This window comes from Terriglobia bacterium (assembly GCA_020073495.1).
Lineage (GTDB): Bacteria > Acidobacteriota > Terriglobia > Terriglobales > Acidobacteriaceae > JAIQFD01.
Window position 1 is genome coordinate 810,490 of sequence record JAIQFD010000001.1, and the last position, 19,378, is coordinate 829,867.

The 19,378-nt window shown below is 63.0% G+C and carries 18 protein-coding genes and 1 pseudogene; 1 reads left to right on the forward strand and 18 read right to left on the reverse strand.

Annotated features, from left to right (window positions below; genetic code table 11):
• Nucleotides 1-2: 2 nt before the first annotated feature.
• The 16 genes and pseudogenes from LAN37_03705 to LAN37_03780 all read right to left on the reverse strand — a co-directional run bounded on the left by LAN37_03705 (nucleotide 3) and on the right by LAN37_03780 (nucleotide 14,930).
• Entirely contained in the window at nucleotides 3-800 is a 798-nt protein-coding gene (locus tag LAN37_03705) for a uracil-DNA glycosylase (protein MBZ5646314.1), read from the reverse strand.
• On the reverse strand, nucleotides 800-2,020 hold the full coding sequence (coaBC, locus tag LAN37_03710; protein MBZ5646315.1) for a bifunctional phosphopantothenoylcysteine decarboxylase/phosphopantothenate--cysteine ligase CoaBC: 1,221 nt from the start codon (nucleotides 2,018-2,020) through the stop codon (nucleotides 800-802). Before coaBC ends, LAN37_03705 begins: the two co-directional genes overlap by 1 nt.
• Before the next feature lie 52 nt (nucleotides 2,021-2,072).
• Entirely contained in the window at nucleotides 2,073-2,309 is a 237-nt protein-coding gene (gene rpoZ, locus LAN37_03715) for a DNA-directed RNA polymerase subunit omega (protein ID MBZ5646316.1), read from the reverse strand.
• A 13-nt stretch (nucleotides 2,310-2,322) separates the two neighbouring features.
• The gene (gmk, locus tag LAN37_03720) at nucleotides 2,323-3,042 is read right to left on the reverse strand and encodes a guanylate kinase (GenBank protein ID MBZ5646317.1); all 720 of its coding nucleotides are present in this window, start codon (nucleotides 3,040-3,042) and stop codon (nucleotides 2,323-2,325) included.
• Nucleotides 3,039-3,926: a YicC family protein gene (locus LAN37_03725; GenBank protein MBZ5646318.1), complete on the reverse strand. Its 888-nt coding sequence runs from the start codon at nucleotides 3,924-3,926 to the stop codon at nucleotides 3,039-3,041. The genes gmk and LAN37_03725 overlap by 4 nt, the downstream gene beginning before the upstream one ends.
• A 4-nt stretch (nucleotides 3,927-3,930) precedes the next feature.
• Nucleotides 3,931-5,778, reverse strand: a complete 1,848-nt coding sequence (locus LAN37_03730) for an ABC transporter ATP-binding protein/permease (protein ID MBZ5646319.1) — start codon at nucleotides 5,776-5,778, stop codon at nucleotides 3,931-3,933.
• A 101-nt stretch (nucleotides 5,779-5,879) separates the two neighbouring features.
• Nucleotides 5,880-6,806, reverse strand: a complete 927-nt coding sequence (gene rapZ / locus LAN37_03735; GenBank protein ID MBZ5646320.1) for an RNase adapter RapZ — start codon at nucleotides 6,804-6,806, stop codon at nucleotides 5,880-5,882.
• Between the two features lie 12 nt (nucleotides 6,807-6,818).
• Nucleotides 6,819-7,838, reverse strand: a complete 1,020-nt coding sequence (locus LAN37_03740; GenBank protein ID MBZ5646321.1) for an ankyrin repeat domain-containing protein — start codon at nucleotides 7,836-7,838, stop codon at nucleotides 6,819-6,821.
• Nucleotides 7,839-7,940: 102 nt separating this feature from the next.
• Entirely contained in the window at nucleotides 7,941-8,318 is a 378-nt protein-coding gene (locus tag LAN37_03745) for an STAS domain-containing protein (protein ID MBZ5646322.1), read from the reverse strand.
• Between the two features lie 38 nt (nucleotides 8,319-8,356).
• Entirely contained in the window at nucleotides 8,357-9,535 is a 1,179-nt protein-coding gene (locus LAN37_03750) for a multicopper oxidase domain-containing protein (GenBank protein MBZ5646323.1), read from the reverse strand.
• 607 nt (nucleotides 9,536-10,142) lie between these two features.
• Nucleotides 10,143-10,628 carry a PEP-CTERM sorting domain-containing protein gene (locus LAN37_03755; GenBank protein MBZ5646324.1) on the reverse strand — a complete coding sequence of 162 codons (486 nt, stop codon included), beginning with the start codon at nucleotides 10,626-10,628 and terminating at the stop codon, nucleotides 10,143-10,145.
• 173 nt (nucleotides 10,629-10,801) lie between these two features.
• Nucleotides 10,802-10,885: pseudogene (locus LAN37_03760) on the reverse strand (PEP-CTERM sorting domain-containing protein).
• A 908-nt stretch (nucleotides 10,886-11,793) separates the two neighbouring features.
• Nucleotides 11,794-12,243, reverse strand: coding sequence for a hypothetical protein (locus LAN37_03765; GenBank protein MBZ5646325.1), 450 nt, complete (start codon nucleotides 12,241-12,243; stop codon nucleotides 11,794-11,796).
• Between the two features lie 107 nt (nucleotides 12,244-12,350).
• A complete protein-coding gene (locus tag LAN37_03770) occupies nucleotides 12,351-12,563 on the reverse strand; it encodes a hypothetical protein (protein ID MBZ5646326.1) in 213 nt (70 codons plus the stop codon).
• Between the two features lie 105 nt (nucleotides 12,564-12,668).
• Nucleotides 12,669-13,355 (reverse strand): helix-turn-helix transcriptional regulator, encoded by a 687-nt coding sequence (locus tag LAN37_03775; GenBank protein ID MBZ5646327.1) that lies wholly within the window; start codon nucleotides 13,353-13,355, stop codon nucleotides 12,669-12,671.
• Between the two features lie 1,092 nt (nucleotides 13,356-14,447).
• Nucleotides 14,448-14,930 (reverse strand): prepilin-type N-terminal cleavage/methylation domain-containing protein, encoded by a 483-nt coding sequence (locus tag LAN37_03780; GenBank protein MBZ5646328.1) that lies wholly within the window; start codon nucleotides 14,928-14,930, stop codon nucleotides 14,448-14,450.
• A 1,195-nt stretch (nucleotides 14,931-16,125) separates the two neighbouring features.
• Between LAN37_03780 and LAN37_03785 the strand changes: the two genes are divergently transcribed.
• Nucleotides 16,126-18,450 (forward strand): hypothetical protein, encoded by a 2,325-nt coding sequence (locus LAN37_03785; protein MBZ5646329.1) that lies wholly within the window; start codon nucleotides 16,126-16,128, stop codon nucleotides 18,448-18,450.
• 199 nt (nucleotides 18,451-18,649) lie between these two features.
• Here LAN37_03785 and LAN37_03790 read toward each other — a convergent pair whose 3' ends face one another.
• Together LAN37_03790 and LAN37_03795 are read right to left on the reverse strand one after the other, a co-directional pair.
• Nucleotides 18,650-19,090 carry a PIN domain-containing protein gene (locus tag LAN37_03790; protein MBZ5646330.1) on the reverse strand — a complete coding sequence of 147 codons (441 nt, stop codon included), beginning with the start codon at nucleotides 19,088-19,090 and terminating at the stop codon, nucleotides 18,650-18,652.
• Entirely contained in the window at nucleotides 19,068-19,304 is a 237-nt protein-coding gene (locus tag LAN37_03795; GenBank protein MBZ5646331.1) for a CopG family transcriptional regulator, read from the reverse strand. The genes LAN37_03790 and LAN37_03795 overlap by 23 nt, the downstream gene beginning before the upstream one ends.
• Nucleotides 19,305-19,378: the final 74 nt, after the last annotated feature.

The window sequence follows — 19,378 nt, forward strand, 5'->3', positions numbered from 1 at the left end:
GCCTACTCCGCCGGTGATTTTTGGGGATTGGGTAGCCCGAGTTGGCGCATGACCATCTGGAGGTCTTTCCACGCCTCGCCTTTCTGCCGCGGGTCGCGCAGCAGGAAGGCGGGATGGTAGGTGACGGCCAACATGGCGCCGCGGAAATCGTACATGCGCCCCCGCAGGTTGGCCATGGAGTCGTTCAGACCGAGCAGGTTCTTGGCTGCGACCGCGCCCAGCGCCACGATGGCTTTGGGCTTGATGGCGTCGATCTGGCGCATGAGGAAGGGCGAACAGGTGTCGCACTCCTCGCGCTCGGGGGTGCGGTTGCCTGGCGGTCGGCACTTCACCACGTTGGCGATGTAGACGTCCTCGCGGCGCAGGCCCATGGCGGTGATCATCTTGTTCAGCAACTGGCCGGCGCGGCCCACGAAGGGCTCGCCCTGCTCATCTTCGTCTGCGCCGGGGCCCTCGCCCACGAACATCAGCTCGGCGCGCGGGTTTCCGACGCCAAACACGATCTGCTTGCGTCCCTGTTTGTGCAGGACGCAGCGGGTGCAGTCGCCCAGGTCTTCGCGGATGATGCGCAGCGCCTCGGCGGGATCCTGGGCGCGGGATTCAGGGCGCGTCGGCGCGAACATATCTTCTGAGGATGCGACCTGCACAACCGGGGACGGCTCCGCCACACTTGCTTCTTCCTGCACAGACGAGGGCGGCCGTGCCACGCCCGCCCGGCGGTAGAGGTCGTAGATCCCCATGTCGCGGTAATAACGGACACGGTTGGCGAGGGCTTCGCGGAGTTTCGGATCGAGTGCCATCAGTGGCGCGTGGCGGCCGGCTGGTGGCGGTGCTGGCGGATCCGCAACACCGCGTCAAGCACGCGGTGCGCGACTTCCCACTTGGTGGTCTCCGGGACTTCCATGGTCTCGCTGGCGGTGAGGATGGTGACAGCGTTGCGGTCGGAGTCCATGCCGATGCCGCGGCGCGAGACGTCGTTCACCACGATGGCGTCCACGCTCTTGGCGGCGAGCTTCTTGCGCGCGTTCTCCAGCACGTTGTCGGTCTCGGCGGCAAAACCGATCACGATCTGCGAATCGCGCTTGCGGCCGACCTCGGCCAGAATGTCGACGGTGGGCTCGAGCTCGAGCGCCATCGCGCCGCTACGTTTGATCTTCTTTTCGGACTTCTGCTTCGGACGGTAATCGGCGACGGCTGCGGCTTTGATCACCACGGTCGCTTCCGGCAGGCGCTTCAACACTGCCTCGCGCATCTCCGCCGCGGTCTCGACCGGAACCACTTCGGCGGCGCCGGGCGGTTGCAGCGCCGTCGGACCGGTGACCAGCACAACCCGTCCGCCGCGCCGCAGCACGGCTTCGGCGAGCGCATACCCCATCTTTCCGCTGGAGCGGTTGCCGATGTAGCGCACCGGATCGATGGGCTCGCGCGTGGGACCGGCGGTGATGAGCACGGTCTCACCGGCGAAATCCTGGTGCGCGCCGAGCACGTCCATGACCGCGGCGACGATCCCCTCGTTCGCGGCCAGGCGGCCGGGGCCGGTCATGCCGCACGCCAGGTAGCCCGAGTCGGGCTCGACCACGCGCACTCCGCGCTCCTTCAGCTTGGCCACGTTGGCCTGCGTCACCGCGTTCTCCCACATGTTGACGTTCATCGCGGGAGCGACCACGACCGGCGCCGTGGTGGCGAGGAAGAGTGTGGAGAGGAAGTCGTCCGCCAGGCCATGAGCAAACTTGGCGAGGGTGTCGGCGGTGGCGGGGGCCACCACCAGCGCGTCGATGGACTGCGCCACCGCGATGTGTTCGACCGCGGAGTCGATGTTGGGCTGCTCGGCGCCGTGTCCGAAGAGGTCGGTGATCACCTTCTCGCCGGAGAGCGCGGCGAAGGTCAGGGGCCGGATGAACTCCTGGGCCGCGCGCGTCATGATCACCTGCACGCGAATGCCACGGTCCTGGAACTGGCGTACCAGCTCCGCCGCCTTGTAGGCGGCAATGCCTCCGCAGACGCCGAGAGCGATCTTCATACTTATTCGATGACCGACGGCACGGGGACGTCGCAAGCGACGTCTCGAACGACTATCGCGGAGCGCCGAGCGCCTGATCGAGCAATTCGCTGGCCTTGGCCGCGGGCGTTTTTTCGGCGCCCACGATGAACTTCACCTTGCCGGCCTCGATCTCCTGCTGCGCGATCTTGCAGGGCTTGCGCGCCACTGTCTCCACCATGGGGCGAGCGCCGCCCTGAAGCTGGCGCGCGCGCCGCGCCGCCACCAGGATGTAGCGGTAGTTGCTGTCGAACCCTTCGATGAGCTTCATACGCCAGACACCTCTAATCTCCGCTGGGGGCCGGGGGCAGACCGAATGACTTCAGGATCGACTGGAGCCGCGGGCGCATGTTCTGCTGCTTGCACGCATCCGCCATGCTCACCATCATCTGCTCTTGCTCGGAGAGACTCTTCCCCGATCGCGTGAGACGTTCGGAGAGGACGATGGCCTTGAGCGCGTCGATGGACTGTTCCAGTCGGTCGTTCACAAGAATATAGTCGTATTCGGGATATTTCTCAATTTCCTTTGTGGCAGTTTGCAGGCGCCGCTGGATGGTCTCCTCGGTGACGGGGTGCCCGGCCAGGGCGTCGGCGTCGCTGCGGCGGTGAAGACGGCGCTGCAATTCTTCGCGCGACGGCGGCAGCACGAAGATGGTGATCGCTTCCGGAAGCCTGCCCTTGATCTGCGCCGCTCCCTGGACGTCGATATCGAGCAGCAGGTCCTGGCCGCGGCGGTTCGCGTCGTCCAGGAAGCGTCGCGCGGTCCCGTAATGGTTACCGAATACCTCCGCGTGCTCCAGGAACTCGTCACGCCGGAGCATGCGATCGAACTCCTCGCGCGACACAAAATAATATTCTCGACCGTTCTGCTCGGAACCGCGCGGCTTGCGCGTGGTGTAGGAGATGGAAAACTCGAGCCCGGCGACGACCTTGCGCAGCTCGTTGACCAGCGTGCTCTTCCCCGAACCCGACGGGGCCGAAATGATGTAGATGAGGCCGTTCACTCGACGTTCTGCACCTGTTCGCGCGACTTCTCGATCTCGGACTTCATGGCCAGGCCAAGCTCGGTGATGCGTAGGCCCTCGCCGGCCACGCCCGCGGTCTTCGAGAGCAAGGTGTTGGCCTCGCGGTTCATCTCCTGCAAGAGGAAGTCGAGCTTCTTGCCGACCTCGCCGCCGGCATCCAGCAGGCCGATAAAGTGCTGGATGTGCGTGTTCAAGCGCACGATCTCCTCCTGGACGTCGCTTCGCTCGGCGAGCAGGGCGGCCTCCTGGAGGATGCGGTCCTGGTCGGCGTGCCCGCCGATGAGTTCCTTCATGCGGGCCTGCACCTTTTCCAGGTAGGCGCGGGAGACGGCGGCGCGCAGCTTCTCGACCTCGCTGTTGGCGGCCTGGAGATGGCGCATGCGCTCGCGGAGCTCGCGATCGATGCCGCGGCCCTCCTCGTCACGCATGACGTTGAGCAGGCCGATGGCCTCTTCCAGCTTCTGCACCACCATGGCGTCGAGCCGCTCGTCCACCGGGCCCTCGGAGCTGCCCATCGCACCCGGCAGGCGCAGGACCGCGTTCAGGTCGGGCTCAGCGGTGATGCCGAACTCTTTGGCGGCCGCGCGGAAAGCGCCAATGTATCCGCTCACCAGCTCGCGGTTGAGCGCGAAGCCGTTGCTGGAAGCCCTCTCGACGGTCAGCGTCAGCTCCACGTGCCCGCGTGCCAGCTTGTCTTTCAAAAGGCGGCGGAGTTTCATCTCCAGCGCGTCGGTCTGGTTGGGCATGCGCAGGTGCAGGTCAAGGAAGCGGTGGTTGACGGACTTGAGCGAGAGGGAAAAGGAAATGTCCTCGCGCGCCTGTCCTGTGACGCTGGCGAACGCCGTCATGGAGCGGATGGGCATATTGTCAGTCGGGCGAACCGGCCTGGACCCGCGGCTGCTCCAGGTCCACGAACTGCAAATCATACAACCTGCGATAGGTCCCGAGGCGTCCGAGCAGGTCCTCGTGGGTGCCGGCGTCGGTGATGGCGCCGTTCTCCAGCACCACAATGCGGTCGGCCCGCCGCACGGTCGAAAGCCGGTGGGCGATGACGAACACCGTGCGGCCAGCCATCAGGTTCTGTAAGGCTGATTGCACCAGAGACTCGGACTCGGAGTCCAGTGCCGAGGTCGCCTCGTCGAGAATAAGGATAGGGGCATTCTTCAGGATGGCGCGGGCGATGGCGATGCGCTGGCGCTCGCCGCCGGAGAGGCGCACACCCTTCTCGCCGATCACGGTGTTGTAACCCTCGGGCATGGCGGTGATGAAGTCGTCGGCCAGCGCGGCCCTGGCGGCATCGCGGACGGCGTCCAGGGAGACGTGCGGCTGGCCGTAGGCGATGTTATTGCGCACCGTGTCGTTGAAAAGAATGGTCTCCTGGGTGACGATGCCGATCTGGGCGCGCAGCGATGCGAGGGTGACGTCGCGCACGTCGTGGCCGTCGATGAGCAGGCGGCCGCCGCTGACGTCGAAGAAGCGCGGGATCAGATGGATGAGCGTGGTCTTGCCGGCGCCGCTGGAGCCGACCACCGCCAGCACCTCGCCCCGCTTGACCTCGAGGTCGATGCCGCGCAGCACGTCGCGTGCCTCTTCTTCGTCCTGGTAGGAAAAGCTGACCGTGTCGAATTTCACCGACCCGGTGAACGGCGGCAGCGGCTTGGCGTGCGGCTTCTCGCGGACCTTGTCCTCGGCGTCCATGAACGTGAAGATGGCCGACGAGGCGCCCAGCGCCTGCTGGAAGCTGTTGTTGAACAGGGCGAACTTGCGCACCGGCTCGTAGAGTTTGAAGACGGCGACGATGAAGGCCAGGAAAATGCCCGGCGTGAAGCGGCCGTGCTTGATCCAGTCGCGGCCCAGCAGCAGCAGAAGTGCGATGGCGATGGCCCCGAAGATGTCCATCAGCGGCGAGCTCACGGCGGCGGCGCGCACCGAGCGCAGGTTGGCGCGGAACAGGCGGCTGGCGGCGTCGCGGAAACGCAGGTTCTCCCAGCGCTCCATGCTGAACGCCTTCACGATGCGGTGGCCGGTGATGGTCTCCTGCAGGATGTTCTGCACGTCGGCGAGCTTGTCCTGTCCGCGACGGGTGGTGTGGCGCACGCGATGCCCGATGCGCCGCGCCGAGCCCAGGATGAAAGGTACGAAGATCGCCAGCACCCAAGCCAATCTTCCCCCTAACAGAAAGACCACGGCGGCAGTGAAGATGAAGGTGAAGATCTGCTGGAGGAACTCCGCCAGCACCGCCGACATGGCGTACTGCACGCGCTCGATGTCGTTGACGATGGTGGAGATCAGCGTGCCCGTCGAAAACTTCGAGAAAAATCCCACCGAACGGCGCAGGATGGCGTTGTAAAGCTCGTTGCGCAAGTCGGTGATCATGCCGAACCCGGCATAATTCACCAGGTAGGTGCCCGCGTAGTCGAAGATGCCTTTCAGGACCGTGGCTCCGACCAGAGCAACAGCAACCACCGTCCAATCATTGTGGAAGTAGTCGGGGACAAACTGCCCCAGATAGATGCTCTGTCCGCTCCACGGGACGCGGAACAGAGAGATGCCCGAAGGATGCACGGCCGGATGGAGCACACGGTCGAGGATGGGGCCGATCAGCAGCACGCGGAAGGCGTCGAGCAGGCCGACCATGGCCATCAGCAGCACAGAGAAAAAGAGCTGCGGTGAATAGGGCCGCACGTAGCGGAGCAGTCGGCTCAGTTGACGCATGGGCTCCGCTGGGCGGACAGTCGGCGTGCGGGCCGCTGGGCGGCCGCGTCCGAAATGGGGTTGAGGGGATGCAAGCGCCTATTCTAGCGGATTCTCCAGAACTATTTGGGTGAGTCCCGATGGACCACCTTTCCCCGGTATCCCGCCTTCTTCAATTGCTTGTAGACATCTTCGGCGATCATCACCGAGCGGTGCTGGCCCCCGGTGCAGCCGAACGCGATGGTCAGGTAGCTCTTCCCTTCCTTGACGTAGTGCGGCAGCAAATACACCAGCAGGTCGGAAATGCGGGTGATGAATTCCTGCGTCTGGGGGAAGGAGCGGATGTATCTGGCGACGCGCGGGTCGCGTCCGGTGAGCGGGCGGAACTCGGGCACGAAATGCGGATTGGGCAGGAAGCGGACGTCGAAGACCAGGTCGGCGTCGTCGGGGACACCATGCTTGTAGCCGAAGCTGACGCAGGAGACCAGGATGTTCTTGTCCGTGGCCTCGCGCTGGAAGCGCTCGTTGATGTGCGCCCGCAGCTCATGAACGTTGAAGCGCGACGTGTCGATGACCACATCGGCCAGTTTGCGGATGGCGCGCAGGCGCAGGCGTTCGGCTTTGAGCGACGATTTGACGGGTTCCGAGGTGCCCAGCGGGTGTGGGCGGCGGGTCTCGCTAAAGCGCCGCAACAGCGACTCGTCGCTGGCTTCCAGGAAGATGACGGTGGTAGGCATGATGCGCCGCACCGATTGCAGCATGGCGGGCAGCTTGCCCAGCTTGACGCCCTCGCGGACGTCCACCACCAGGGCGGTGCGCTCGATCTCGGCGGACTGCTTCGCCAGTTCCGCGAAGCGTGGAAGCAACTCGACCGGCAGGTTATCCACCGCGTAGTAACCCAGGTCCTCGAAGGCCTTGAGCACGGACGCCTTGCCCGATCCGCTCATGCCAGTGATGAGCACCAGCTCGGGACGGCGCGCGCTGGGCGCGCCCTTGCGCCGGGCCACGATTGGCTCAGACTTCTGGGGAGCCTTGCGGCGGACCGCCATAGGCCGATGGTATCACCGCGGCCCCGGTCCGGAGCGCGGAGGCGGGTTGCGGAGCAGGTTCACGATGTCCTCGTGACCGTTGCGGGCGGCCTCGGAGATGGCGGTGCGGCCGTTGCGGGCGCGCAGGTTGGGATCCGCACCCTGCTCGAGCAGCAGAGTGACCATGTCAATATGCCCGCGGCCCGCCGCCAGCATCAGCCCGGTGATGCCGCTACTGGTGGCGGCATTGACGCGGGCGCCGCGCCCCAGGAGCACGCGCGCGCTGTCCAGGTCGTCGTGGTCGGCGGCCAGGAGCAGGGGCGTGCGGCCATCGACGGCACGCGCGTTGGGGTCGGCGCCGCGCTCCAGCAGGACGCCGGCGAGAGCGCTCCAGCCCTGCGCGACGGTATGGTGCAGCGCGGTCCAGCCGCGGCGGTCGCGTCCGTTGACGAATGCCGGCAACCGGCTGGGCGGCTCGGCATCGAGCAGGATGTCCACCACCGCCGCGTGGCCCTCGGCGGCGGCGAACATCAGCAGGGTGCGGCCGTCGGGATCGCGGACAGCGAGCGATGCCCCATGCGCGACCAGTGTCTTCACGGCGTCGGCGTGGTTATTCAGCACAGCCTCGGTCAGTGCCGACCAGCCGTTCTTGTCCACCAGGTTGATCTCCGCATGCCGGACCAACAACAGCTTGATGACCTCGACGTTGCCGGCCTCGGCCGCGGTCATGAGGGCGGTCCAGCCGCCGGAGTCCTCGCGGTTGACGTCCGCTCCCGCCTTGAGCAGCGCCTGGACGACCGCGGGATTGGGCGATTCCGCAGCGTGCATCAGCGCCGTGGTGCCGAAGTTGTCGGCGGCATTGGGGTCCGCGCCCTGGGCGAGCAGGGCGCGGACCGCCGCCGGCTTCTCGTCGTCCGCCGCGGCGATCAGCTGTTCATTGAGCTGGGCGCGCTGGGCGTCGGAGATCCCCTTCTTTGCGGTGGATGGCTTCTGTGCGCTCGCGGAAGCCAGGCAGGCGAACACGACGGCAGCGATCTGGAGGGCGCGCCACATCCCGCACAGTATCGCGCTGCCCGCGCGCGCACTCCACGGAAATCTCGACAAAAACAGGCACATCGCTGTGCCCCTCTGAGCTGCGGATGTCGCCAGCAAGACCTATCCCGCCGCCGGCTTGGAGAACGATTGGATGGCTTCCGTCTCGTCGTCCTTCATATCGATGAATTTATCCAGACGGGTGAGCTTCAACACGTCGCGGACGGTCTTGTTCGGGCTTAAGAACTTCAACTCCCCGTTCTGCTTGCGCAGCGAAGTATAGGCGCCGAACAGGTCGCCGATCCCGGAGCTGTCGATGTAGGCCACTTTCTTCAGGTTCAGCAGGATGCGCGTGTGGCCCTCATGGGCGAGGCTGCGGATGAGATCGCTGAGCTTGGCGCCGCTGCCCGCGCCAAAAGCGACTGCCTCGCCCAGACTTATGCGTCCGCTTAGATCGAGGATGGTGACGTCTCCGGTGCGGCGAACGGTGTGCTCGAGCATGCCTACCTCCTAAGCGCTTCCCCGCGAGACGCGGCCGGTCACGGCAGCACCTGATAGCGGGTGACCATACCCATGTCCATGTGGTCGGAGATGTGACAGTGGTAGAGCCAGATGCCGGGAGCGTCGGGGACCATGTCCACGGTGTCCATTTGTGCCGGGCTGAGGGCGATAACGTCGGTGCGCCGGCCGTGGTCGAGCACCACGTTGCCGTGCCAGTGGGGAGTGTGGAAGTTGATCCCTTCGCCCAAGGTCACCAGATACCAGCGGACGCGCTCACCAAGCTTCATGCTGGTCATCGGCCCGTTTCCAGCCAGATAGCCGTTGATGGTGGACTTGAAATTGGAAGGCGCGAAGCCCACGCCGATAAGAGAAAACATGTCATCCGTATCGCGCGGCTCTAGGTCCAGCTTCTTCACGCCCGCGGGGTCGCCGGCGAAGTGCTGGATGTTGTAGTCGAGATAGTGGCTCTGGTTTTCGTCGTAGATCATGAAGAGGCTGAGGAATTCGCGATCCACATCCTTGGGGGTGCCGTCCGGCCGGGCCATGCCCTTGCCAGTCACAATGATCGCCCCGATCAGGCCGCTGTTGACGTCGCGCATTTCTTCGGTGTGCGAGTGGTAGAGCCAGACGATCGAGCTGGGATCGCTCGGGCCGGGTCCGGCGCGCTGGGGAATCTTCCAGGTATAGACGTGGATGCTGCCGGGCGGCACCGCGTCATCGGCCTTGTCGGCGCCGCTGGTCCCGTCGTTGTACAGCGCGCCTTCGGAGTCCTTGTTGTAGAAGACGCCGTGCGGGTGCATGCCGTAGGGCCGGGATGCGTGGTTCTTAAAGACCACGCGGATGGTGTCGCCGACTTCGCCACGCAGGACCGGGCCGAGACTCCCCAAGTACTGCTGGTCGGCCGGGCGCGGCTTGAGCTGGGCAAAAGTGTCGTCGGTGTATTCACGATAGAGCGCCTTGCGGTAGATGTGGCCGATGCGCTGCGGGCCGCCCTCCACGAATGTCTTGGCGTAACCCGCGAAGGGCTTGCCGGTGATCCTGTCGAGACCGTCGGGCGTGTAGTCCCAGTCCACTTCATCGGCGGCGACAAAGTAGGTGTGGACTTTGCCTCCGCTTGGCGCCCTTTGCGCTGCGGCGCGAGCAGACGCCGGCGCAATGGCCAAGAGAATCTGCCCGAGCACAACGAGGCTCCAGACTACGGCTTTCCGGACCAGCATGGATGTCCCTCCAGTATTCGGTGAGCCGTGACCTCACCTCGCCCCACTGTTGTGCCTCTTGGAAGGCGTGTGGCGCTTGTGGCGGTCACGCATTCTAGCCCGCCGCTTTCGACTGTGCCACTTTATTGTGGCTGGATCGCCGCGGTCGAAGCTGTTCTGGGCGCTGTCGAGTGCGGAACTGCGTAGGACACGATCGCTGGCGAGAACAGCCCTTCCCAGCAAATGACCAGTGTCGTTGGCGAGATGGGGATTTCTCGCCAACAATCGGATCGACGGATGCCAGAAACGGCAGACTTCTGGACAGTTCAACAGCCTGCAAGAAGAAAGCCGCCCCGCAGGGCGGCTGCACAACGACTCCTGAGACGTTATCGGCGTACCTTCCGGCGCAGTGTGCCTGCGATCCCGAACCGTCCGGACCCAACAGCGACAGCGATCCTGGCTCGGGGACTTCGGTCGAGGTGCTGATGAAAAAGATCTGGTTGTCACCACCGCCGAAGGCCCCGAAGACCAGACAGAATTGGCCCGGGTGCGATCGTGCGGCCGCGCAGCGCACCCGTGCCGATCCGAAGCAGCAGAAGGGGGAGGTCTTCTGCGCTGACGCTCGACGCTAGGCCGCCCAGCGCTTCCGAATGCGGAAGGCAATTGCCGTCAGACCGCTGCCGAAGAGCGCCAGGGAGCCGGGCTCGGGTACCTGAGCACCGCCCTCCTGGATGTCCCACCCGATAGCGGGATGCCAGCTGGCAGTATCAGTCTCGATCAGCGCCCCCGCATCATAGAAATAGATGGTGAATGACAAGGGGTCGTTGGGACTGCCGCTAAATAGCGCGCTAAAAGTCAGATCGGTGAGGGTATTGCCGGTGGCGGTGGCGTACCAGGGGAACACAAAGTTTGCCCCCCAGCTTCCATTACTGAAGCCATTCGTCCCCGGACTTTCGAGAGTGCCGCTGAGCATGACGATCCCAAAGCTGTCAAAAGTCATGTTGAACGCGTGGAATCCCTGCTGCCAGCTCCCGAAGACAACCGGATCGCCGACCGCCACAGTGTCTGCGACGGCGGTGCCGGCACAGACGAACAGCACCACGGCGAGAGACAAAATGCAAAGAGTTTTCACAGAAAACCTCCAGTATGTATATGTATTTGTCTTGCACGGGCCCAATTTCCTAAAACAAAACTCTGTCGTCGCGGGATTGCGGCGCGGCTGGTTTGCCGCCCGCCGACCCGCAATCGTCTTGTCAGAGCCGAAGCGGAACCGAGAGATCCGCCCCATCAGATCCGGACCTTACGGCGCACCAAGCCGGCAGCGGCGAAGAGCCCTGATCCAAACAGCATCAGCGACGATGGTTCGGGCACACCGATGAATGGCTGCGGAATGCCGTAGGGATATCCGTGAGCTACGTCATAGTCCGCAACGACCGGGATGTAGAACAAATCGGGAGTCTGGTAGCCGGGATTGGCAGCCAGAAAGGCGTCCACGATAGGCTTCCAAACACCGTCGAAGCCGCCGCCCAGACCCAAGGCCGCCCAGACGTCGTTCTGGATGGCCGCGTTTCCAGGATTCTTGAGCAGCAGATCGGCGAACAGGGCAGCCATATTCCACTTGTTTGGGTTCTGAGTGAAATATGGATTGGTATTGATGTCGGCGATGGTGTAAACCTGCGCGGTCCAGGATTCGCCCATGGTGATGAAATTCACGTCGGAGCCGCACGCCAATTGCTGCACGCTGCCGTTGACCTTCATGTCGTAGGGACCGATTTGGCCGTACGGAGTGCCCACCAGTTGCAGGGTCACGGTGTCGGCGACCGCGGCGGTCGCCACCGCCATCAGAACGAGAACGAATAACCATTTCTTCATGTTCATTGCCTCCTGTTTCATCACAGCGGTATCAGAGCTGTTTCCTCCTCAACGCAAGTTCGTGGACGGAACGCCAGCGCGCGGCTCGCGTTCCGCCCGAGGTCACGTGGCTCGGAGGTGCTCGAGCCGGAGCGCGCGTCTGGCCGGCCAGAACCCCCAGTAGCGCCGCATGCAGGTGCGACAACGGAATGGGCGAAGCACAAGGAACGGAAGCACCGTCCATTCGAACCATCCGTCGCGGCGGGAGCTGCTGACGTGGCCACTTCCGCAGGTGGGGCAGCGGCGGTGCAGGTGGTATCGAATCTTCATCTCCATATCTCCTGAGAAGGGGCCCTACCGCATCCCTGCCGGGGACGCGCGGGATGCAGAAAACTCGTCAAGGACATCCGAGATGACTCCACTCCCGATCACAGCCGGGAGGCGTTGCCCTCGCTTTCGGTGGGGTTCAGAAGGAATACGTGGTCCTTCCCGTCAAGCAACCCCACTCCTACAATCTGGCCCTGGTCGTTGATCCCCACCGCCTGGAGGAGCTCCCAGCGATGGGCATCGACGAGAAGCTGGTTGAGGTCGTACATCACGCCCCCGGTAACGAGAAACGCGTGAAAGGTGTCATTTCCGGCGGTGAGTGATCCCCCGACGATCTGTCCGGCATTGTTGATGCCGTGGGCGGCGCTGAACGCGCCGCCGAGAGTCCCCAGGGCGGACCTGCGCCCGTTGCAGACGAAAGCCTGCACGGCGTGCTGCTCGTTAGCGGCGGCGCCGACGAAGGAGCCCGAGTTGTTGATGGCGTGAACCATATTGTGATTACCTTCGACGACTCCGAGGTCGATGACCCGAAAACGCGGAAGGCGTCCCATTTCCATCCCTTTCGTCACCGATCGCCTGTGGCTTCTCCAACTTCCGCACAAAGCGATGGCGAAGGCTCAGCGGCGGCCCAGCCGAGCCCGGCGACACACCGCGGAGCTCACGCAGCCCCGGGCTGGCGGACGAAGTAGTCCAGGTACAGGTCGACCGTCTGAATCGCTTCCCGCAAGTCGCCGGCGTACCCTTCCGCCACCACTTCTCCGGTGGCGTCAGTACGGATGGTGTAGGAGTAGCAAGGCAGATCGTGAAACACCTTTATGAAGTTGCCGACTTCGCCGCGAAACGGCCCACGGCGCCTGACATGCGGGTCCATGGTGTCCTCCGAGGAGGCGAATCATGCGCGGTCGATAGGGGGGCCGTCATCACCCATATGGGTGATATCGGTCGATATTTCTGGCGTCGTAAAAGAGAAGCGGGTCTAAGAGAGATCGGGTTGCTGGAGGACGCTGCCGATCAAGAGCGCCAGGAGTTGCGTCTGGCGATTGGTTTCCGTCTTCAAGAAAATGTGCTTGAGGTGAGTGCGGACGGTATTGGGGGTGACATGAAGCGCATCGCCGGCTTCTGCCAGTGTCTTGCCGTTGAGGAGGAGCACGACCAGGTGACTTTCTGCGCGCGTAAGACCGTAGAGGCGGGAGAGGGCAGCCTGGTCGATACAGGCGAGCGCCGCCGGATCCTGGAGAAAGACAACTGCGCGACAGAGAGGACCGCCCGCCAGCCCGGTCGGCATCCGCACCGGAGCGATGCGGAGCAGGAGGCTGGGCTTCAGTGAAGGCCGCCATAGCGACAAGACTGCGGCAGTCTCCGGTGAAGGAGCCGGACGACTGGCCGCCCAGCGCACCAGACCGCGAAGGTCCACCGTATCCCGGGCGCGATAGGCAGACAGCCCGTCGGGACCCCTGTACAAGCCGTCTGCGTACTTGAAAATCTTGTTGGCGGTTTGATTGGTGAACAGAACTCGGGAGCAGTCGTCGGCCACAATGAGGCCGCGGTTGAGGGAATCGAGGGCCTGGGCGGCCGCTTCGCGCTCCACCAGCAGATCGATTGCGGGCGCCGCACGCCTGGTAAGATTCTGCGGACGCGGCTCCCCGAGGGTCGTGGTGGCCATCAAGCACCTCCGAGAATCATGGACTGGGGCCGGATGATGATCGGGGGCTCAACAACTCTCACATCGGGCGATCGCCTGGTCGCCCGCCTTTTTGATTGCTGTGTTCCTGCGGACCTCGGAGCGTGAGTGGGTGAGGTCCAGCGGCGACTTCTGGCCGGGCATCCAGAATTCCACCAAGGCCCGACTTTTCCACAATCCTTTGCAACGGTTGGGCCCGCGAGAGGGTCGCAAAGGCGCGGTGCTGCATGCTGCCCCTGCCCGGCCCACCCTGTCTGTGACTGCAGTCACTGCATTGCATGTCCGGCGACACTCCAGCGGGACCGGCGGCCAGCGCCGCCGTCGCTCGCGAAGTTGCGGTCGCTTGGGGGACTGCCCAGGACACGATTGCTGGCGAGAACAGCCCTTCGAGTTCATCGTGTGCGACCGTTCCGGCCACCCCACCCCTCCCCCGGATCAATTGAAACAAAGGAGTTAGCTCTTGATATCAAAGGGAGCAGTAGACCCTTCCGCTTCGCGTCAGGGTCTCGGCGGCGGGCTCCCGCGTTGCTCACGCCCGCCAAACGCCTCGAGTTAGCTCTTGATATCAAGGGGATCAGGAGGGATGCGGTCAAGGGCAAGAAAAGACCCACCACAAAGGACACCAAGGTACACAACGGAAGACACGAAGGAAGGCGGGCGGCGACAGATGCAGACCCCCTCCCCCTCCCCTTCGATATGTCGAAAGAGAGGAGTTAGGCGCGAAGATATGTCGATATGTCGTTCTAAAGGACTTAGGCGAGGATTCAGGGGGCAGTGGTCAGCGAGAAAAGCGCCTGAACCTCGGGCGAGCCTGGGCCCGCTCCATCCAGCATAGCAAACCGAGTTGCGCGTCCGGGGAGAGGCGGCGCCGTAGCTGCTCCGGAATCAGCAGGTTGCGAGCCAATAAAATAGTCCTTGACAATAGCTAAAAGATATAGATTGTGGACCAGGAAGTGAACAACTTTTGTTAATTCCCTGACGAGCAAGACCGTCTCGTGTGCGGCGCCCCCCAGGTCACCCGGGGCCACCCGGCAACTTGGTTCTTCCGGCGTGCGATTCACAGATCGCTTTCGGCTAGAGCACGTTGCCAGCGGCCAAGCACGTTGCCGCCTGGCCATCGCTACTGAACCTGATCACGCCGGATGCATCCGAGCAGAAGGCGCGCTGCCCAGAGGTCCCGAGCGCTAGCGGCGTAGCAGTCGCCTGATATGCCACGTTGGGTGGATTGGGACCGCAGGCCTGGAGCTGGATGCTGTAGCCGCTTTTCTGTCCCGCGGCAAGTGTCTTGTCGATCAGGTCGGCACGCAATTGATTCGGAGGCATCATGGGAGGCGGCGGCCCCAGGGTCGGCAACGTGCAGGCAAAGCCCTGGGCGGGATAGGTGAGCTGATATGTCAGTTCCGCGGTGTTGACGGTGCGGATCGAGCCGACCGCCGAGCTTTCGTTGGCCGCCATCCGCGACCGCAGCAGATTGGGGATGGCGATGGCCGCGATGATCAGGATGATCGCCACGACGATCAACAGCTCGATCAGCGAAAAACCGCGTTGATGCTTCACTGCGCCCTCCTGTAACTCTGGGGGAATGGGCCAATCGGATCGTACCGCAGGCGCAGCAATATTCCATGATTACGGAGGTTCGCATGACTTACCAAAGTCGATGGCACTTCCGGGGGGCAATCCTCCCGCAAGTTCGGCGGAGTCAGAGCGCAGGAGCATCGCTGCCAGTACGAACCAGGGCACTATTGGCTCGCGAAGTTGCGGTCGCTTGGGGAACTGCATAGGACACGATCGTTGGCGAGAACCAGCCCTTCGATTTCATCGTGTGCGACCGTTCCGGCCGCCCCAGCCGCAGTAAGTGGGAGGACTACCGCGGTGCCTGGCACCTCCTCACCGGCGACCCTGCCGACGGCAACCGCAGCCTGGGCCTCACCATCCACGCCGCAGCCGACAATGGCCCCTTTTCGGCACTTCCCTGAATCGACCATGATTGCCGCAGATGTCGGTCCGGGGGCACTGATCTTCGCCCGTGTCACACACCGCATTTGCCTTACTATGAAGAGGCTCTCGCGCAGTGCCCGCGGCTTAGCCCCGAAGGGGCGAATGAAAGTAGCCCGGCACAAGCCGCGCAGCGGCCCAGTGCCGGGTAAGTGAGGTAGCGGTGTCCAGCGCCGAAGGCGCGGCTGAGAGAAGCCCGGCACCTAAGTGCCGGGTTTGGGCGGCAACTCGAAGCTACTCCCCTAGGAAGGCCCGAGCCTCAGCCGTCCCTACGGGACTCGGAGTCACATCTGCACGTCTACCCGGCATTCCGCCGCCTAGCGGCACCACCACCCCAGCGAACCAACAGCGGGTTCGCTGGGGACCCCGGCTCCATGCCGGGCTACTTTCATCCGGCCCTGCCGGGCCTGACCCTCCCGCAACGGGTTCGAAGAGGCACGGCTAGCAAAGGATGGATCAGAGGCTGGTATCAACGAAGAAAGCCGCGGCAACTGGGAGCAGTATCTCGGCGCCTGGCACATTCTCACCGGCGACCGCGCAGCCTGGGCCTCACCATCCACGCTGCCGCCGACGACGGCCACTCCTCCGATCTGCCCTGGCGGAAGCACCACACCGCGTCTCGTGCCCGGTTGACACATTCAAAGTTCAGCACTAGGCTCACGCAACATTGACGGACTAAGGGATTGTCATGGCGGACTCTGGGACAGCATACGGAGAACGGACTACGCGGACCCTTGAAGTCGCCCATGTGCTGTTCATGGACGTAGTCGGATACTCGCGGCTCACGATCGAAGAACAAAAGGGCATATTGGAGGAGCTGCAAGACATTGTTCGAGGAGCTGAGGAGTTCCGGCAGGCGAGCGAAGCACGAAGACTGATACGGCTACCTACAGGCGACGGCATGGCTCTCGTTTTCTTTGGGGATCCAGAGGCTCCCTTGCGGGCTGCCGTCGAGCTGAGTCGAGTTCTCCGAAGCCATCCAGCTGTCAAGCTGCGAATGGGGATTCACACTGGCCCCGTCTATCGCGTCGAAGATATCAATGCCAATATGAACGTCGCCGGCGGTGGTGTGAACCTCGCGCAGCGCGTCATGGATTGTGGTGATGCAGGGCATATCTTGGTCTCTGAAGACACCGCGAGATTCTTCTCGCAGGTCGGCACTTGGGGAGACCAGCTTCACGACATTGGGAGGACGAAAGCAAAGCACGGCGTCCGGCTGCATCTCTTCAGCTTATACATCAGCGAGGTCGGCAATCCGCAGCTACCGCGTAAGTTGCGGCGAGAGAAGGTTCGTCGCCGGGGACTAGCCAGTGTAGTTGTCGGTGCCGGCATTTTCGTCGCGTTAGCCGTGTTTCTGAAGTTCGTTCCCTCGACACCGGCGCCGCCACCCATTTACACCCAGCTCACGACAAACGCAGCAATACGCCCGGTGAGTGCAGCTGCGATTTCGCCGAATGGCCAATATCTGGCTTACGTCTCAGCTGAAGGAGTCGTTATCCAAGACATAGGACGAGGGGAGGCGCGAACGCTGCCAGTGCCGATGGGCGAGAGCTTCTCTTTTGCGAGCCCGAACTGGACCCTGGCATGGTTCCCGGATTCTAACAGGTTGCTCGTCTCCGGCCCCGCGGGTAGAGAAAAACTGGAAAGCTTGTGGCTGTTCCCTCTCGTCGGCGAGCCGCACAAAATCCGAGATAAGGCATTGTCCCCTGCCGTCGCGCCAGACGGATCTCGGATTGCGTTTGTGGATGCTGAGACAGAGCGGGGCATTTGGGTTATGGACTCGGAGGAAGGCGAACCGCGAAGGATTTTGTCCACGACGGAGGGCAATTGGTTCTCCGATATTGCGTGGTCACCTGCAAATTCCCGAGTGGCTTTCATCAGAACGGGCACGGAAGGCAAAGGGGACATCCTCGGAACAGTTCAAATCGCAACAGGCGAAACTACCACGGTCGCCGACGGGATTAACTTGACCTCCGGGCCACAGGAGGAGTTTACCGGTCTCTGTTGGTTGCTCGACGGACGCATACTCTTTGTCGAACGAAACTCAGAAGGAACGAAGGGTTCGGATTTGTGGGCAATCGCAGTGGAGCCCAAATTGGGAACACCAACCAGCAAGCCGTCTCGATTGGCGAGCAACCCCGGCATTTATTGGGCGGATTTGAGTTCCACCAGTGACGGAAAACGTGTTGCGTTTCTCAAGATCAGACTCAAGTACGACGTTTTCTTGGGAGTCTTGCAGGACGATGGCGGCGCACCTACTCCTCTGGCGACCTTCATCTCTGAAGAAAGCAACAACTGGGCGACTGGGTGGACGCACGATTCGAAATTTGTCCTGTTTACCTCCGACCGTAAGAACGGCGTGGAAGACATCTACCAGCAAACGGCAGCCGGTGGCCGACCCGAAGCGCTGGCCACGGGGAGCGAAACGAGAAGGGGCGCTGTAGCGACATCGGACGGCACCTCATTCCTTTACTGGTCGTGGGATAGAGCGACCGGTGAATATCCCAAAAAGAAAAAACTCCAGCAGAGTTCGATAGGTCGGAGTTCTGCGACGACCTTGGTGCACGACGTCCAGGGTACCGCACAGTTGCGCTGTGCCCAGTCAGCACCTGTCTGCATCATCAGCGAAGAAACACCGGACGGTCTCCGGTTCTCCAAGTTGGTTCCCGGGAATTCGCGCCTAACCGTGATTGCGACACTCAAACTTCGCAGCGGCGACGGGTACGATTGGGACCTGTCGCCGGATGGAGGGCGAATCGCGGCAGTGCACAGCGACCTAGCAGATACCAACATAAGAGTTATCAACCTCAGCGATGGCGCCGTGTCGGAAACGCGTGTTCCTCAAGCCGGGAATTTTGAAGGCGTCGCATGGGCCGCTGACGCCAACGCGCTCTATGTGTCCAGTGACCTGCCCAAGCAAGCATCCGTCCTGCGTGTCGATATGAGAGGGAACACGCGCGTGCTTTGGCATTCCGATCGACAATCTTTCGATGTGCCGGTGCCATCGCCCGACGGCAAGCAAGTCGCGATCAGTATTAGCTCAACGGGTGAGAGCAACGCATGGCTGATGGAGCGGTTTTAGATCATCGCATAAGTACCAAAGAAAGGCCGTGATGAGGCCCCTCCGCGCCCCAAGCACAAGGGGCGCGACGGTGGCCGCGCCCCTGGTCTGCCCCGAATTGTGCCTACCGGCTAGGGTGCTTCGATCAACTCCATTTTTCCGTCCTTGGTGCGGTGCAGCACCTTGACGCGGCCCTTGTTGTCGCGCGGGCGGAGCCTTGTCAATCACCCGCGATAGAATCGGGGGCACACAGAAACGGATTCACTACGCGAACGCCATCCAGGTTCTGGTCCGGCTGCAAGTCTTCTGTTAGGAGATACCGGCAGGAAGCCGATTTTGCCGCCGCCACGATCAGCGCGTCCCAGAACGACAGTTGGTAGCGATCCTGAATCCTCCAGGCTCGCTCGATTATCTCGCCATCCACCCGCAGCGGACGCCATGCCATTAAGTCACGCACCTCGGCTCGCGCCTGGTCGCGCGCTGCCGGCCATTTCTTTGTCACCTTGGCATAGAACTCTTCCAGGACTTGAAAGCTGGTTCGGCCGAGACGCGCCTTCCACAGCGCCGCCCGCCAGCGTCGAGCCGCCTGTTGTTTGCCCCGGTCGGCCTCGTCCATTGCGTAGATGAGCACATTTGTATCAACGAAGACGGGCGCGGTCATGGACCTCCTCGCGCGACAGATACGATCCGTCCGTCGTCAGAAAGGGCTTGCGGCCTAAGGCCCGGCGCATCGCGCGCCCGTACTCATCCTGCTGTACCATGCGTTCTTCCAGGATTCGCGCGAGGAGCCGCGACACACTCGTATCCTCCTTCGCCGCTTCCAGACGCGCCCATCGAGCGACACTCTCCTCCAGCGTGATCGTGATATTGCGCAGGCGGTTTCTCATGACACGATTCTAGTGTTACACGAAGTCCGTGTCAACTGCCCTCTAATGCAAGCACAAGGGGC

Coding starts and splice junctions, on each gene's coding strand:
- LAN37_03765 (MBZ5646325.1), bottom strand. CDS start 12,243: ATGGGACGCCTTCCGCGTTTTCGGGTCATCGACCTCGGAGTCGTCGAA.
- rapZ (MBZ5646320.1), bottom strand. CDS start 6,806: ATGGCGGTCCGCCGCAAGGCTCCCCAGAAGTCTGAGCCAATCGTGGCC.
- LAN37_03730 (MBZ5646319.1), bottom strand. CDS start 5,778: ATGCGTCAACTGAGCCGACTGCTCCGCTACGTGCGGCCCTATTCACCG.
- LAN37_03740 (MBZ5646321.1), bottom strand. CDS start 7,838: ATGTGGCGCGCCCTCCAGATCGCTGCCGTCGTGTTCGCCTGCCTGGCT.
- LAN37_03775 (MBZ5646327.1), bottom strand. CDS start 13,355: ATGGCCACCACGACCCTCGGGGAGCCGCGTCCGCAGAATCTTACCAGG.
- LAN37_03705 (MBZ5646314.1), bottom strand. CDS start 800: ATGGCACTCGATCCGAAACTCCGCGAAGCCCTCGCCAACCGTGTCCGT.
- LAN37_03725 (MBZ5646318.1), bottom strand. CDS start 3,926: ATGCCCATCCGCTCCATGACGGCGTTCGCCAGCGTCACAGGACAGGCG.
- LAN37_03770 (MBZ5646326.1), bottom strand. CDS start 12,563: ATGGACCCGCATGTCAGGCGCCGTGGGCCGTTTCGCGGCGAAGTCGGC.
- LAN37_03785 (MBZ5646329.1), top strand. CDS start 16,126: ATGGACGTAGTCGGATACTCGCGGCTCACGATCGAAGAACAAAAGGGC.
- rpoZ (MBZ5646316.1), bottom strand. CDS start 2,309: ATGAAGCTCATCGAAGGGTTCGACAGCAACTACCGCTACATCCTGGTG.
- LAN37_03750 (MBZ5646323.1), bottom strand. CDS start 9,535: ATGCTGGTCCGGAAAGCCGTAGTCTGGAGCCTCGTTGTGCTCGGGCAG.
- LAN37_03790 (MBZ5646330.1), bottom strand. CDS start 19,090: ATGACCGCGCCCGTCTTCGTTGATACAAATGTGCTCATCTACGCAATG.
- LAN37_03745 (MBZ5646322.1), bottom strand. CDS start 8,318: ATGCTCGAGCACACCGTTCGCCGCACCGGAGACGTCACCATCCTCGAT.
- coaBC (MBZ5646315.1), bottom strand. CDS start 2,020: ATGAAGATCGCTCTCGGCGTCTGCGGAGGCATTGCCGCCTACAAGGCG.